This is a genomic window from Shewanella sp. ECSMB14101, assembly GCF_000773485.1.
Taxonomy (GTDB): domain Bacteria; phylum Pseudomonadota; class Gammaproteobacteria; order Enterobacterales; family Shewanellaceae; genus Shewanella; species Shewanella marisflavi.
Genome location: NZ_JSFF01000011.1, coordinates 39,978 through 54,322 on the forward strand (window position 1 = coordinate 39,978; position 14,345 = coordinate 54,322).

General features: G+C 51.0%; 13 protein-coding genes. 12 read left to right on the plus strand and 1 reads right to left on the minus strand.

The genetic code is table 11. The annotated features are described in order from the left end of the window. The 12 genes from fdx (at position 1) to NY07_RS09855 (ending at position 13,911) form a co-directional block, all read left to right on the plus strand. Positions 1-336 (plus strand): ISC system 2Fe-2S type ferredoxin, encoded by a 336-nt coding sequence (fdx, locus tag NY07_RS09800; protein WP_011866109.1) that lies wholly within the window; start codon positions 1-3, stop codon positions 334-336. A 118-nt stretch (positions 337-454) separates the two neighbouring features. Next, positions 455-646, plus strand: a complete 192-nt coding sequence (iscX, locus tag NY07_RS09805; protein WP_033539177.1) for a Fe-S cluster assembly protein IscX — start codon at positions 455-457, stop codon at positions 644-646. A gap of 190 nt (positions 647-836) precedes the next feature. Next, positions 837-1,268, plus strand: a complete 432-nt coding sequence (ndk, locus tag NY07_RS09810; RefSeq protein WP_011866107.1) for a nucleoside-diphosphate kinase — start codon at positions 837-839, stop codon at positions 1,266-1,268. Between the two features lie 104 nt (positions 1,269-1,372). Continuing rightward, the gene (locus NY07_RS09815) at positions 1,373-2,503 is read left to right on the plus strand and encodes a 4-phosphoerythronate dehydrogenase (RefSeq protein ID WP_033539178.1); all 1,131 of its coding nucleotides are present in this window, start codon (positions 1,373-1,375) and stop codon (positions 2,501-2,503) included. Between the two features lie 2 nt (positions 2,504-2,505). Further along, on the plus strand, positions 2,506-3,522 hold the full coding sequence (locus NY07_RS09820) for an aspartate-semialdehyde dehydrogenase (protein ID WP_033539179.1): 1,017 nt from the start codon (positions 2,506-2,508) through the stop codon (positions 3,520-3,522). A 189-nt stretch (positions 3,523-3,711) separates the two neighbouring features. Beyond that, a complete protein-coding gene (locus tag NY07_RS09825; protein ID WP_033539180.1) occupies positions 3,712-6,387 on the plus strand; it encodes a FimV/HubP family polar landmark protein in 2,676 nt (891 codons plus the stop codon). Positions 6,388-6,532: 145 nt separating this feature from the next. After that, positions 6,533-7,318 (plus strand): tRNA pseudouridine(38-40) synthase TruA, encoded by a 786-nt coding sequence (gene truA, locus NY07_RS09830; RefSeq protein WP_033539181.1) that lies wholly within the window; start codon positions 6,533-6,535, stop codon positions 7,316-7,318. Positions 7,319-7,355: 37 nt separating this feature from the next. Then, positions 7,356-8,624: a bifunctional tetrahydrofolate synthase/dihydrofolate synthase gene (folC, locus tag NY07_RS09835; protein WP_033539182.1), complete on the plus strand. Its 1,269-nt coding sequence runs from the start codon at positions 7,356-7,358 to the stop codon at positions 8,622-8,624. Positions 8,625-8,660: 36 nt separating this feature from the next. After that, positions 8,661-9,299: a cell division protein DedD gene (gene dedD / locus NY07_RS09840; protein WP_033539269.1), complete on the plus strand. Its 639-nt coding sequence runs from the start codon at positions 8,661-8,663 to the stop codon at positions 9,297-9,299. Between the two features lie 217 nt (positions 9,300-9,516). Then, positions 9,517-10,005 (plus strand): CvpA family protein, encoded by a 489-nt coding sequence (locus NY07_RS09845; RefSeq protein WP_033539183.1) that lies wholly within the window; start codon positions 9,517-9,519, stop codon positions 10,003-10,005. Between the two features lie 85 nt (positions 10,006-10,090). Then, positions 10,091-11,605: an amidophosphoribosyltransferase gene (gene purF, locus NY07_RS09850; RefSeq protein WP_033539184.1), complete on the plus strand. Its 1,515-nt coding sequence runs from the start codon at positions 10,091-10,093 to the stop codon at positions 11,603-11,605. Positions 11,606-11,793: 188 nt separating this feature from the next. Next, positions 11,794-13,911, plus strand: a complete 2,118-nt coding sequence (locus NY07_RS09855) for a methyl-accepting chemotaxis protein (RefSeq protein WP_033539185.1) — start codon at positions 11,794-11,796, stop codon at positions 13,909-13,911. 101 nt (positions 13,912-14,012) lie between these two features. On the opposite strand, the gene NY07_RS09860 is transcribed toward NY07_RS09855, so the two are convergent. After that, a complete protein-coding gene (locus NY07_RS09860) occupies positions 14,013-14,303 on the minus strand; it encodes a hypothetical protein (protein WP_033539186.1) in 291 nt (96 codons plus the stop codon). Positions 14,304-14,345: the final 42 nt, after the last annotated feature.

The following is a 14,345-nucleotide window of genomic DNA, read 5'->3' on the forward strand; positions in this document are numbered from 1 at the left end:
ATGCCTCAAATCGTTTTTTTACCCCATGAAGAGTTATGTCCAGATGGTGCGGTTGTCGAAGCACAGGTGGGCGAAACCGTATTAGATGTTGCACTGCGTAACGGCATCACCATTGAACATGCCTGTGAGAAATCTTGTGCTTGTACCACTTGCCACGTGATCATTCGTGAAGGCTTTGATGAACTCGAAGAGAGTGATGAGCTCGAAGATGACATGCTCGATAAGGCATGGGGCTTGGAGCCTGAGAGTCGTCTATCGTGCCAGTCTAAGGTGCCAGATAGCGATCTTGTGGTAGAGATCCCTAAATACACTATTAACATGGTTAGCGAAGGATAGACTGAGTTAACGGGTGCATAGAAGAGAAAGGCCGGTCATGATGACCGGCTTTTTTGTCTCTGAAATAGGCAAAAGGGCTAGACTTAAGGTACCGCATTTAAGACTAAGAGGCGTTACTATGAAATGGATAGATTCTCTCGATGTTGCTCTGGCGCTACTTGAAGCGCACCCAGAAGTTGACCCTAGCCAAATCCGCTTTACCGATCTGCGCGATTGGGTGCTGGCGCTCGATGAGTTTGATGATGATCCCGAACACTGTAATGAGCGGGTGTTAGAAGCGATTCAAGTCTGCTGGATCAATGAGTATTAACCCTGACCCGAGCGGCTAAAGCCTCGCAGCCGCTCGATTATGCTACTTGCTGTGCTAACTGGATCCCATTGGCCTTGATGACAGTTTGATGAATGTCTCATTCATCTGGTTATAAAGGTAGGTTTTTCGGATTTTATTTCGTATAATCCGCGCGAATTTTTAAAAACCTGTTTAATGAAGGAAGCTAGACATGGCTATCGAACGTACTTTTTCTATCATCAAGCCTGATGCAGTTGCTAAAAACCACATTGGTGCTATCTATAACCGTTTTGAAACAGCTGGCCTGAAAATCATTGCTTCTAAAATGGTTCACCTAAGCAAAGAGCAAGCTGAAGGTTTCTACGCTGAGCACAGCGAGCGTCCTTTCTTCGGTGCATTGGTTGAGTTCATGACTTCTGGTCCTATCATGGTTCAAGTGCTAGAAGGCGAAAACGCTGTTTTGGCTAACCGTGAAATCATGGGTGCCACTAACCCAGCTGAAGCTGCTCGCGGTACTCTGCGTGCTGATTTCGCTGACAGCATTGACGAGAATGCCGTTCACGGTTCAGACGCTGTTGCTTCTGCTGAGCGTGAAATCGCTTACTTCTTCAGCGCTGAAGAGCTTTGCCCACGTACTCGTTAATTCGAGCGTGATGCAAACATTAACGAGAAGGAGCCCTAGGGCTCCTTTTTTGTATCTGGGATTTGGGGCAAAATAGCCCGAAAGTAAATCATGATGAGAAGTCGATGAAAATTTTAGCCGATGAAAACATGCCCTATGTCGAAGCCCTGTTTGCAGATCTTGGCGAGGTGGAGCGTGTCGATGGCCGTACCTTGACCGCAGATCAGGTAAAAGAGGCTGATGTCCTGCTGGTACGCTCGGTCACCAAGGTGAATAAGTCATTGCTACAGGACTGCGAGCGATTGACCTTTGTCGGCAGTGCCACCATTGGCATGGATCATCTGGACTTAGACTATCTCAAACAGCGCGGCATCTTTTGTACCAATGCGCCGGGCTGCAACGCTGTGGCTGTTGGCGAGTACGCCTTCAATGCCATGCTCGAACTGGCCAGACGCTTTAATACCCAGCTCAAGGGGAAAACCGTCGGCATCGTTGGCGCGGGTAACACGGGTACGGCGCTGCAAAAGTGCCTTGCGGCCTATGGGGTCAAAACCTTGCTCAACGATCCCCTGCTTGAAGAAGCGGGCGATGGGCGCGAGTTTGTCTCTTTAGATGAACTCGTTGAGCGCTGTGATGTGATCTCTTTGCATGTGCCTTTGACCCGTGATGGCGATCATCCGACATATTATCTTTTCGATGAGGTGCGCCTTAAGTCGCTCGCAGATGGCTGCTGGCTGCTGAACTGCTGCCGCGGCGAGGTGATCGACAACCGAGCTCTTATCGAGGTGAAAAAGCTGCGGGATGATCTCAAGTTGGTGCTGGATGTGTGGGAAGGTGAGCCCCATCCCATGGACGAACTCGTGCCATTAGTTGAGATCGCCACACCGCACATTGCGGGCTATAGCCTAGAAGGTAAGGCCCGCGGTACCTTTATGTTGTATCAGGCCTTAATGGCACGCCTTGGCAGAGAGGCCGACAAGTCCCTCACCAGTCTGTTGCCGCCATTGTGGAGCCATCAATTGTCGCCCCTGTCTGTGCCCGATGAAAAGGCGCTGCTTAGCCTAGTGCGTCTGGTTTACGACCTGCGTGATGACGATGAACTGTTTCGTCAGCGATTCCAAAACGACAAGGGCTTCGACCAGATGAGAAAAAATCACAAACATCGGCGTGAATTTAGTGCGTTAATGCTAGCCAATAACGCGGGTTCTGATGTAGATTGGTTGCTCGAATTAGGTTTTTCAGGAGTCGGTCTGTAATTATGTCGCAGGAATTTAACGTAGTCGTTTTAGGTGCATCGGGAGCCGTGGGTCAAACAATGATTGAGATCCTCGAAGAACGCAACTTTCCCGTTGCGAATTTGTACCCTTTAGCCAGTAGTCGTAGTGCGGGCGATACGGTAACTTTCCATGGTAAACAGGTCGAAATTTTAGACGTGGAAAGCTTCGATTGGTCTCAGGCGCAGTTGGGATTCTTCTCTGCTGGCGGTGACGTATCGGCCAAGTGGGCGCCCATTGCAGCAGAGCATGGTTGTGTTGTGATCGACAACACCTCACATTTCCGTTACGACATCGATATTCCTCTAGTGGTTCCCGAGGTTAACCCTCAGGCAATCGCCGATTTCCGTAACCGCAATATTATTGCCAACCCTAACTGTTCAACCATTCAGATGCTGGTGGCCCTAAAGCCTATCTATGATGCCTTTGGGATCTCTCGCATCAATGTGGCGACCTATCAGTCGGTATCGGGTTCAGGCAAGCAGGCGATCGAAGAGCTGGCCAATCAGTGCGCTAAGCTGCTACAAGGTCTGCCAGTGGAACCAAAGGCTTACCCTAAGCAGATCGCCTTCAATGTGCTGCCGCAGATCGACAAGTTTATGGATAACGGCTACACCAAAGAAGAGATGAAGATGGTGTGGGAAACGCAGAAGATCTTTGGCGACGATCAGATAGTCGTTAACCCAACGGCGGTGCGTGTGCCTGTGTTCTACGGTCACTCGGAAGCCGTACATATCGAAACGGTGCAGTCGGCGAGTGCAGATGATGTTAAAGCTGTGTTGCATAACGCTCCAGGTGTAGAGCTGTTTGAGTCTAACGAAGAGTACCCAACTGCAGTGACCGAGGCGGCAGGTACAGATCCGGTTTATGTGGGGCGTGTGCGTGAAGATATCTCTCACCCTAACGGTATAAACCTTTGGGTAGTCTCTGATAATATTAGAAAAGGCGCGGCGTTAAACAGCGTGCAGATCGCTGAAGTTTTGATTAGAGATTATTACTGATCCCATCAATAGGATGAGTAACTGTAGAAAAAGCCTGCATCATGCAGGCTTTTTTTGTGTTATCACTTGTTTTTGAAATGTGAACAGTAGCAGGCCACCTAAATCTGGTTTATAGTAATCTCAATAAATACAATTGCCTAAAGCATGCTGCCAAATGGCAGTTAATCATCGCTTGAAAGGGAAGAATTGATGAACTTTCGCACATCGCATCTTGCTGGTCTGCTAGCCAGCGCACTGCTTGTTCTCTCGTCGACATCGGGTTTTTTATCTGCTGCTGAACCCCTTAATATTACAGGTCCTGATGGCGAAACCCGCCAGACTCTGCGCCAATACGGACCGACGACTGCGTCTGATACCTTTTGGAGCATTGCTCAGAAGACTCGTCCCGATTCCAGTGTGACAGTGTATCAGGTGATGGCGGCTATCTATGAAGCCAACCCTCACGCCTTTTCCAGTGATAACTACAACAGCCTAGAGAAAGGCATGATTCTGCTTATCCCCTCTAAAGAGGTGATGCAGGCGATTCCTAAGAGTCTGGCGAAACAGCAGGCACAAAATAACGACAAAGGCTGGCGCCAGAAACCACAAACGGTTGCAGCTAGGCCTATTCCCGCGCCGCAAACCGAGGCAAAGGTAGAGCCTCAGGCAGAATCACCATCAGAGCCACAGCCAAGCAGCCAACCTGTGTTGAAGGTCAGTGTCGAGCAGCAAAAACAGATTGAAGAGCTCACAGCCAAGCTGGAAAGCGAGCAGGCCAAGAATCTGTCGCTGACCGATGAGCTGGCAAGGGCTCAGGATCAGCTGAATCTGGGTAATAACGATACCGAGATGCTGCAAAGCAAGATAGATGAACAGAGCGCGCGTATCGCCGAGTTAGAAGAGGCGCTGCTGATCCAAAAAGAGCAGAAAGCGCAGCTTAATAGCGAAGTCGAACAGCTACGTCAGCAGCTGGTCGCCGCCACTCAGCCTGTCACGCCGAAAGAACCTGATGACAGCTGGCGCACCATGATGAGCAACCCACTCTATATCGGGCTGGCCGCTGCCATTCCGGCGTTGCTGCTGCTCGTATTGGTCTGGTTAGGGCTCAAGCGCCGCAATAGTAAAAATGAAGCGGTAGAGCAAGAGCAAGCTGCGCCCATCACGCCGCCAGTCGATGATGCACCAAAAGCGCCTGCGCCAGAAGCTAGCGAAGAGCTTATGGCGATACGTCTTGATAATGACGATGAGGCTGACTCCCTCGATTCATTGATGAAGGTCGATGACAATGCACTTAAGCCTGAGGCTGACCTAAGTGACGAGGCTGCACCGCTCGATAGCGCTGCCGATATGGTGGTGGATGCCGGCGATGAGCAGGTGATGTCACCTATCGAAGATGAAGGTCAATCTCTGGACGATCTTTGGGCCGAGGCGATGGGAGAGCAGGAGCAAGAAGAGGCTCAGGCTCCTCAAGAAGATGATTTGGACAGCTTGCTTGCCGAGCTTGATGCACCCGCAGAGGAACCGGTTGAAGCGCCGAAGGCTGCGGCTGATGAATCGGCACAGACCGAAACCGATCTTGATGACTTGTTAGCTGAGTTCGAACAGGCAGAGACAAGCGCCGATGAACCTAAAGAGGAAGATCTTGATGCGCTGCTGGCTGAGTTTGATCTGCCTGCCGACGAGCCAAAGGTCACGCCAGAGGAGGAACCAGAGGCGCTAGCCGAAGAAGCGCCGTCACTTGAGGTTCCAACAGAAGACGAGACGCTTGCCGATGAAATAGCCCAAGAGCTTGAGAGCGCTATCGAAGATAAAGGTGATGAGCAGCTTGTTGATGATACCGATCTCGATGCCTTGTTAGCTGGGTTTGATACCGAAGAAGCGTCAGAATCCGCTAAAGAAGAGCAAGAAGCGACTGCTCAAGATGAGGACGCCGAGGAGATAGCGCGTCAGCTGGCTGCAGAGCTCGATGAAGGCGGTGATGAAACCGCAGAGGCGGATCTGGACGCGCTACTTGCCGAATTTGAACCACAAGCAACAGCGGTCGAGGATGACTCGTCCGAAGAACAGGCTCCCCAAGAAGAAACGCCTCAAGATGACGCGCCCTCGTTAGAGGCCGCAGAGGAAGCCGTTGAGCCTAGTGAGGTTGCCCTCGAGGAGCCAGAGCAGGAAGAGGTCAAAACATCGACTCTTGAACCTTTAGCCTTTGAGCTTGATGAAGCGCCTGCCGATAAGGGCGATGCAGATAAAGACGATGAAGCGGTGGATCTTGATGCCTTGCTGGCCGATCTCGAGTCGGCTGAAGAGAGCGAGGATACGCCCAAGTCCGATAAGGGCGAGTCAGGTTTCTTCGATGATTTGAAAGGCAACAAGCGTAGCAACGACAATATGCTTGAGTGGGATGCGTCTGCTTTAACCGGTGCGGAACCGAGTGCAGATGAGTCTCTCGATGATGACGATGATAGTATCGCTTTGCAGCTTGATGATGACGATAGCCTAACGGTTGATCAGGCATTGGCGGCCCTCGATGCGGCCGAGAAGAAGCGCCCGTCGAGAGCCGTTCCTGAGCACGATCTTACCGCATTCCAACAGGATAATGGTTTTATCGATATCGATAGACTGCTCAATGAGGCCGATGAAGAGCAACTCGATGTCGACCAGTATAAAGAGCTGGATGTGGATATGGGCGAGCTGGATAATCTGATGGGCAACGCCACTATGGTGGATGTTGACGATGAAGAGAACGCCGTCAATGCCAAATTGGATCTGGCGCGTGCCTATATCGAAATCGATGATATGGACAGTGCTAAGGCCCTGCTGAAAGAGGTCGAGCTAGACGGAAACGATCGCCAGCAGGCGGAAGCCAAGAAACTGCTTGATGATCTTTAAGGTCTAGCGTTCGGTATAAAAACGGTGCTCAGGCACCGTTTTTTTATGTCGCAGCTTGATACAGTTAGCTATCCAGTTCGGCGTGACACTATGCTAGAATCCGCCGCCTAGTGAAATTTTAATAAACCATGAGGACAGGTATTTCATGCGCGTAGCATTAGGTATCGAATATGATGGCAGCCGTTATTTTGGCTGGCAACGTCAGGCCGAAGTCGATTCGGTACAAGCCCAGCTCGAGAGAGCGCTCTCTTTTGTTGCCAACGAACCCATTTCGATTCAATGCGCCGGACGCACAGATGCCGGTGTGCACGCCACGGGGCAGGTGATCCATTTTGAGACTAGCGCCGTGCGTAAAGAGAGTGCCTGGACCTTAGGTGTTAACGTTAACTTGCCCGATGATATTGCCGTGCGTTGGGCCAAGGAGGTGGACGATGAGTTTCATGCCCGTTTCACCGCCACCGCCCGTCGTTACCGTTACATGATCTATAACCATCAGTTCCGTCCGGGGATCCTCCGCTCTGGGGTGAGTCATTATCCGGGGCTGATTGATGAAACCAAGATGCATGAGGCGGCTCAGTATCTGCTGGGCGAGCAGGATTTTACCAGCTTTCGTGCCATTCAATGTCAATCCAACACCCCGTTTCGCTGTGTTCACGAGGTCAATGTGACGCGTCAGGGGATGTATATCTGCGTCGATATCAAAGCCAATGCCTTCTTGCATCACATGGTACGTAATATTGTCGGCTCCCTGCTTGAGGTGGGCTATGGCCGTCAACCTGTGAGCTGGATTGAAGAACTGCTGGCATTAAAAGATCGCACTAAGGCGGCGGCAACGGCTAAGCCTAATGGCCTGTATCTGGTGGATGTGACCTATCCTGAGCAGTATGCCTTACCTAAGCTGGCCCTGGGCCCGCTGTTTATGCTCGATTAACCCTGAATTGAAACCTAAGAATTAGACCAATATCGCTATGACGCCTGTACCCAATGCACAATCAAGCCTCGACACTTGGCTGGCACACCTGCTGGCTATTCATCCTACCGAAATCGATATGGGCCTTGGCCGTGTCTCGGCGGTGGCCAAAACCATGGGACTGGAGAGCCTTGGCAGTACCAAGGTGGTCACCGTTGCCGGCACTAACGGCAAGGGAACCACTTGCGCCATGATAGAAGCCATCATGACGCAGGCGGGTCAACGAGTGGGGGTATACAGCTCTCCCCACATGCTTAAATACAATGAGCGTGTGCGTATCAATGGGGTTGATGCCAGCGACGAGGCGCTTATTGAGGCGTTTTGCGCCATCGATGCGGCGCGCGGCGCCACCTCTCTGACCTTTTTTGAATATGCCACCTTAGCGGGCCTCTACCTGTTTAAACAGGCAAAGCTGGATCTTGTGCTGCTTGAAGTGGGTCTGGGTGGACGACTCGATGCCACTAACATCATAGATGCCGATATCGCGGTGATCACAGCTATCGATCTTGACCATCAGGAATACCTCGGTGACACCCGGGAGCTGGTGGGGCGTGAAAAGGCTGGAATAATGCGTACTGCTCGCCCTGTGGTGATAGGGGAGCCGGACCTTCCCGAGACAGTGGTTGAATACGCCCATGCTATTGGTGCCCAAATGGTGCGGGTGAATCATGAGTTCAGCTACCAGGTCACTGAGTCCGACTGGTGCTTTAGCGCCAACGAAGCAGTGCTGGGCAACCTATCACTCCCCGATCTGCCACTGCCTACGCTACCACTTGCTAACGCCGCGACAGCGGTTGCCGTAGTGAGCCTATTAGAGACCGAGTTGCCGCGCGGCGCAATCGATTCAGGTTTGAACCGTGCCAGATTGAGCGGGCGGCTCGAAGTGGTCAGTGAGCAGCCTAAGATCATCTTAGATGTTGCCCATAATCCCCATGCGGCGCGCTATCTCTCGCAGCGGCTTAAGGCCTATGACGGCCAGCGGATCTTCGCTCTGTGCGGCATGTTAAAGGATAAGGATTGCCGCGCCGTGCTCGGTCTGCTCGATGAACAGGTGCATGCCTGGTATCTGACGGATCTTGACTGCGAACGCAGCGCCAAGGCTGAAGATCTTCTAAGTTACCTAGGAGAGGGCAAGCAAGCCATGGCTTTTTCATCGGTTCGCCATGCTTATCAGGCGTTAAAACAGGAGATTAACCAATCCGATGTGGTAATTGTGTTTGGCTCCTTTTACACTGTGGCTGAGTTTAAGCAATTGGACCTTGGGTGAATGCAGGTGGATGAAGTAGAAGTCAAACAAGAGAAGATATCGAGCCAGTTTCAAAACCGTTTAGTCGGCATCATAGTATTAGTGGCTCTGGGGGTCATTTTTCTGCCCGATATCTTAGACGGTAAGAAACAGCATCAGGAAGAGCAGTTTGCCGAGATCCCTTTGCGTCCTCAGTTTGAATCTGACAGCAATGCCCTGCAGTCATTCGAGCCTATCGATCTCAGTGAGCAGGAAGAGCAATTTAATCAGAACTTGCCGGCATCAGAGACTGATAGCACTACGGCAAGCGGCAGCACCTCTTCGGCCAAGCCTGGTGATTCTGGCTCAAGTAACCCTGAGGCCAGCAATTCAGCTTTAAGCAAAAATGAGCCAAGTAAGACTGAAGCGGTAAAGCAGGATAGCAAAGCGACCAGTGAGCCAGCAGTCGCTAGCTCAGCCTACACGCTTCAGCTGGGCAGCTTTAAGAATGCCGCTAACGTTAATGCCCTAGTGAAACGTTTGCGAGACCAAGGTTACCGAGCCTATACAGTGCCGAAAAAACCTGTTGATGGTCAGTTGACCAAGGTATTTGTGGGTCCGGATATCTCTAAGGCGAAATTGCAGAAACTGCAGACCAAGCTGGATAAGTTTACCGGTCTTAAATCGGCTGTGGTCGACTATAACCCGCTGCTATAGTCCGCTGCTATAGTGGTCCCGATGTGAGATACTAAGCCCAGGCAATTGCCTGGGCTTTTTTATTCTAAGGTTAAGGAGAGGTGGATTGAGTTCAGAATTCAGTGTCCGTAATTGCGGATAAACTAAATCAATTTTAAATCAGGCTAGGGGGTGAGAATGTCTTCAGTCTCTGGTAAAATCCCGCCGTCTTAATGCTAATGCTGGATCACCTTATTCAATGGTTTGGATCGATTATGCCATTATTGCGGTTATCGCAATCTCGACTTTAATTAGTCTACTTCGTGGTTTCGTTAAAGAGGCTATGTCACTCGTGGTCTGGTTTGCAGCCTTCTTTGTTGCAAGTCAGTTTTATGAAGACCTTGCCGTCTACCTGACCCAGATGAAAGATGAGTTTGTGCGCAATGGCATTGCCATCGCTATCCTCTTTGTCTCAACTCTTATCCTCGGCGCTTTGGTTAATTATCTTATCGGCCAGTTAGTGGCCAAGACTGGCCTGTCGGGCACAGACAGAGTGCTGGGCCTTTGTTTCGGTGCCTTGCGCGGCGCCTTGATCGTCAGCGCGATACTCTTTTTCTTGGATGCGTTTACCGGCGCGCCCAAAACAGATTGGTGGGCCAGCTCGCAGCTGGTTCCCGAATTCGGAGTGGTTATCCAATGGTTTTTTGACTATGTGGAAAACACCTCAAGCTTTGTACCCAAAATATAACAATCTTAAGCGGATTAACGCCTCTGTCCAGAGCAAAGGCGAACATAATAATTATCAGAACATCTTAAAATGAGGAAACCTACCCATGTGTGGTATCGTCGGAATAGTTGGCCGATCATCGGTTAATCAGACAATCTATGATGCACTTACTGTGCTACAGCATCGTGGCCAGGACGCTGCGGGTATTGTCACCGTAGATGGTAATGCGTTTAGATTGCGTAAGGCCAATGGTCTGGTAAGAGACGTTTTTGAACCTAAGCATATGCAGCGTCTGCAAGGCTCTGCGGGCATAGGTCACGTACGTTACCCAACTGCGGGTAGCTCAAGTGCTTCAGAGGCACAGCCTTTCTATGTTAACTCGCCATTTGGTATATCTTTGGCTCATAACGGTAACCTGACCAATACGGTTGCGTTGCACGAACGCCTGCTGAAGCAGCGCCGTCACGTTAATACGACCTCTGATTCTGAGGTTCTGCTCAACCTGTTAGCAGATGAATTGCAACACACCAATAGTCAGTTCCTGACTGCCGATGAGGTATTTGAGGCGGTCACTAAGGTACACGATGTGACTCGTGGTGCTTATGCTGTGGCGGCAATGATTATCGGTCAAGGCCTGGTAGCGTTTCGCGATCCTTACGGCATTCGTCCTCTGGTACTGGGTAAGCATGAGACAGAGCAGGGCACCGAATATATGGTGGCCTCTGAGAGTGTCGCACTCGATGCCGTCGGCTTTGAGACAATGCGTGATGTCGCGCCAGGTGAAGCTATCTATATCTCACTCGATGGCCAACTCTATACCCGCCAGTGCGCCAAGTCGCCTAGCTATTCACCTTGTATCTTCGAATACGTTTACTTTGCCCGCCCTGACTCGACTATCGATAAGGTGTCAGTCTATGGTAGCCGTGTGAACATGGGTACCATGTTGGGTGAAAAGATTAAGAAAGAGTGGGAAGATCACGATATTGACGTGGTGATCCCTATTCCTGAAACTTCTTGCGATATCGCCCTTGAGATCGCCCGTAATCTTGACTTGCCATACCGTCAGGGCTTCGTGAAGAACCGTTATATCGGGCGTACCTTCATTATGCCTGGTCAGCAGGAGCGTAAGAAGTCAGTACGCCGCAAGCTTAACGCCATTAACGCCGAATTTAAGGGTAAGAATGTGCTGCTGGTGGATGACTCTATTGTGCGCGGTACCACTTCTGAGCAGATCATCGAGATGGCACGTGAAGCCGGTGCCAAGAAGGTGTATTTCGCCTCTGCAGCCCCTGAGATCCGCTTCCCTAACGTCTATGGCATCGACATGCCGACTTCGAGCGAACTGATCGCCCATGGTCGCGACGCCGATGAGATCAATAAGCTGATTGGTGCCGATGGTATTATCTTCCAAGATCTAGAAGATCTGATCGAAGCCGTCCGTCAGCAAAACCCAGATATTAAGCGTTTTGAAACTTCGGTGTTTGATGGCAACTACATCACCAACGATGTTGACCAAGCCTATCTGGATCATTTAACCCAGCTACGTAACGATGATGCCAAGGCCAACCGCATCAAGGATATCGGTACCAACCTGGAATTGCACAACGTCTGTCACCCATAGGGGATAGCACTGGTGTGAGTAAAAAACCGACCCAAAGGGTCGGTTTTTTTTATGGTACATTTTGCTAAGTCACTCCCTCTGTAGCCCTAATTAAATGCCTGATAGCATGGTGTTTTAATGCTTTAGTGCTATTTTTAATAATTGAACATGCATCGCCTCATGCCTGTAGCCACCCTTAGGAGTGATAAATGAAACAATTGTCCATCAGTACTAAGTTGCTTTGGATCACCTCTGCACTGTTTTTGATCATCGTTGCCATTCTCTCTTTTAGCCTCTGGTGGTCCTTAAGTGATAAGAATGCGCAGCTGGCGCAGCAGGTGCAAAGCACCCTACATAACGAGACGCGGCAGCGTCTAAGTGCCAGAGCCAGTGAGTACGGTGAACGAGTGGCGGGTTTTATCAACGAGGCTTATCGGATCCCCTATTCTTTTGCCGGCATGATGGAGCAGAGCGCTAGCTCTCAGCCCCTCTCTCGTAATGGAGTCGAAGAGGCGGTGACTGGTGTGCTGAAAAAGAATAGCCAGCTCTCCTCCATGTACGCCCAGTTCGATCGCAATGGTTATGATGGCCGTGATGATGAATATACCGGCAATGTCAGCCACAGCGTACCCGAGACGGGGTCGCTGGAGATCTATTACACCCGTAATAGCGATGGCAGCGTCGAGCACCAGCAGGTGGATGATGCGCAAGAAAAATATGTCGATACCCTTAACGAGTTTGGTGTACGCGAAGCCGAGTGGTATCTGTGTGCCAGAGATAAAAAACGCCCCTGCTTAATGGAGCCCTACCTGTACGAAATTAGCCCTGGCAATAATGCTCTGATGACTTCGCTCACTGTGCCTGTGGTGGTAGACGGGAGTTTTCGTGGTGTGATTGGTGTGGATGTTAACCTGCCAGTGTTTCAGAAACTGATCGATGAGTTATCGGCCAGTCTCTATCAAGGCAAGGCCAAAGTGACGCTGCTTAGTCAGCAGGGCTTGGTCGTCGCGGCTAGTCATTATGATAAGAAGGCGCGGCCCTTGTCTGAGTCTATCTCGTCTCAGTTAGCCTCACAGTTGACTGGGCTGCACCGTCAGGGAGGCTATCTTGAGCAGGAGAAAAGTATTGTTGTGGCGTTTCCTATCGACATTCCACTTGCTGAGGCGCAGTGGTCTCTGGTGATTGAAGTGGATAAGGAAGATGCCTACCAGGCCGCTAATGCCATGGACGCTTCTATGTCTGCTATGGCAAGTTCTCTGGGAAGCCTGTTGCTGATGGTCGGCGCCGTAGTATCTGTGATCGCCATAGTGACCATTAGTGTGGTGATTCGCTCGATAATCGCACCTCTTAAAGTGATTCAGAGCCGGGTTGAGAACCTCGCCAGTGCCGAGGGGGATTTGACTCAGCAGGTGACGGTTGAATCTCACGCCGAGCTTATCGCCTTAGGCGGCGGCATCAATGGGTTTATTACTAAGCTCAGGTTATTGATCAGTGAGCTGAAAGATTTGGCATCGCGCTCACAGGCCGAAAGTCAGGTGGCGGCAGATATTGCTCAGCAGACCCATGACAGTGTTAATCGTCAATACAGTGATATCGAGAGCGTGGTAACCGCAGTGAATCAGATGAGTGCCACCGCGCTTGAGGTGGCTAAGGCATCTGAGCAGACGGCCTCGGAAACAGAGGCGATGAGCCTTAATGTCAAAGCCGGCGAAGACAGCCTGAGTCAGGCCATGGGGTATGTGACCCAAATGTCCCAAGAATCGCTGTTGGCTAAGGAGGCCGTAGGTAAGGTGGCGGAAAGCAGCACCAATATCAGCAAGATCCTTGAGGTGATTAGCGCCATTGCCGAGCAGACTAACCTGCTGGCCCTCAATGCCGCCATCGAGGCGGCCCGCGCCGGAGAGCAAGGACGGGGTTTTGCCGTGGTGGCCGATGAGGTGCGGGCGCTAGCGTCTAAGACGCAGAGTTCGACCGATGAGATTAGTAAGTTAATCGAGTCATTGCAGCGAGAGGTCACCAGTGCCTCACAAATCATCGACCAAGGGGTAGATGGTGCACAACGCGCAGTGGCGCAAACCGAGTCGGCCTTGAGTTCACTCAACACTATCGTGAGTCAAATTCAGGAGGTCTCAGGTCAGGTGACGCATATTGCGACGGCTGCAGAGGAGCAGAGCGCGGTGACGGAGGAGGTTAATCGTAATATCACGGGTATTTCCGATTCCGCTTCTGAGCTGGCACGTCTGGCCGATGAGGCGCAGCAAAGCAGTGCCAGTCTGGCGGCTTTAGTTGAGCAGCAGCATCAGCAGCTGGGCAAGTTAAAAACCTAAGTTGATCCTCTAAGCTTTTAGGCTAGCTAGGCGTCTCTTATGAGGCGCCTTTTTAATTTGTATCGTTAGAATCATATCTCGTGAGTCGAAGAGTGCATTGGCTAGCCACTGCGAAATGATAAGGGAAGCAGCAGTCCCTGGCTGAACCATACCAGTAACCAAATGCTAAAGAGCAGGGTAAGCGCCGGGCGATGCACTCTGCTACGCCGAGCGATTGCCAGCAAGGTTACGGCGCAGCTTAGCAGAAGCAGCAGGCTAAATAGTGGCAGGGGAGCGGCATGCCAAGTCACTTGCGAGTATGGCATCAAAAGCAGGACCAATGCCGTCGCCATTAGCATAGCGTAGCTCAGCAAGCGGTCGGGTCGGTAGGGGGTCTTGAGTCGTGTGTGCATATTAGCCTCCGTGAATTAACCTTAGGCTACTCTTTAATGAGA

What these genes read in the sequence shown, in the direction of transcription:
- fdx (WP_011866109.1), top strand. Translation starts at nt 1, where the DNA reads ATGCCTCAAATCGTTTTTTTACCCCATGAAGAGTTATGTCCAGATGGT.
- iscX (WP_033539177.1), top strand. Translation starts at nt 455, where the DNA reads ATGAAATGGATAGATTCTCTCGATGTTGCTCTGGCGCTACTTGAAGCG.
- ndk (WP_011866107.1), top strand. Translation starts at nt 837, where the DNA reads ATGGCTATCGAACGTACTTTTTCTATCATCAAGCCTGATGCAGTTGCT.
- NY07_RS09815 (WP_033539178.1), top strand. Translation starts at nt 1,373, where the DNA reads ATGAAAATTTTAGCCGATGAAAACATGCCCTATGTCGAAGCCCTGTTT.
- NY07_RS09820 (WP_033539179.1), top strand. Translation starts at nt 2,506, where the DNA reads ATGTCGCAGGAATTTAACGTAGTCGTTTTAGGTGCATCGGGAGCCGTG.
- NY07_RS09825 (WP_033539180.1), top strand. Translation starts at nt 3,712, where the DNA reads ATGAACTTTCGCACATCGCATCTTGCTGGTCTGCTAGCCAGCGCACTG.
- truA (WP_033539181.1), top strand. Translation starts at nt 6,533, where the DNA reads ATGCGCGTAGCATTAGGTATCGAATATGATGGCAGCCGTTATTTTGGC.
- folC (WP_033539182.1), top strand. Translation starts at nt 7,356, where the DNA reads ATGACGCCTGTACCCAATGCACAATCAAGCCTCGACACTTGGCTGGCA.
- NY07_RS09845 (WP_033539183.1), top strand. Translation starts at nt 9,517, where the DNA reads ATGGTTTGGATCGATTATGCCATTATTGCGGTTATCGCAATCTCGACT.
- purF (WP_033539184.1), top strand. Translation starts at nt 10,091, where the DNA reads ATGTGTGGTATCGTCGGAATAGTTGGCCGATCATCGGTTAATCAGACA.
- NY07_RS09855 (WP_033539185.1), top strand. Translation starts at nt 11,794, where the DNA reads ATGAAACAATTGTCCATCAGTACTAAGTTGCTTTGGATCACCTCTGCA.
- NY07_RS09860 (WP_033539186.1), bottom strand. Translation starts at nt 14,303, where the DNA reads ATGCACACACGACTCAAGACCCCCTACCGACCCGACCGCTTGCTGAGC.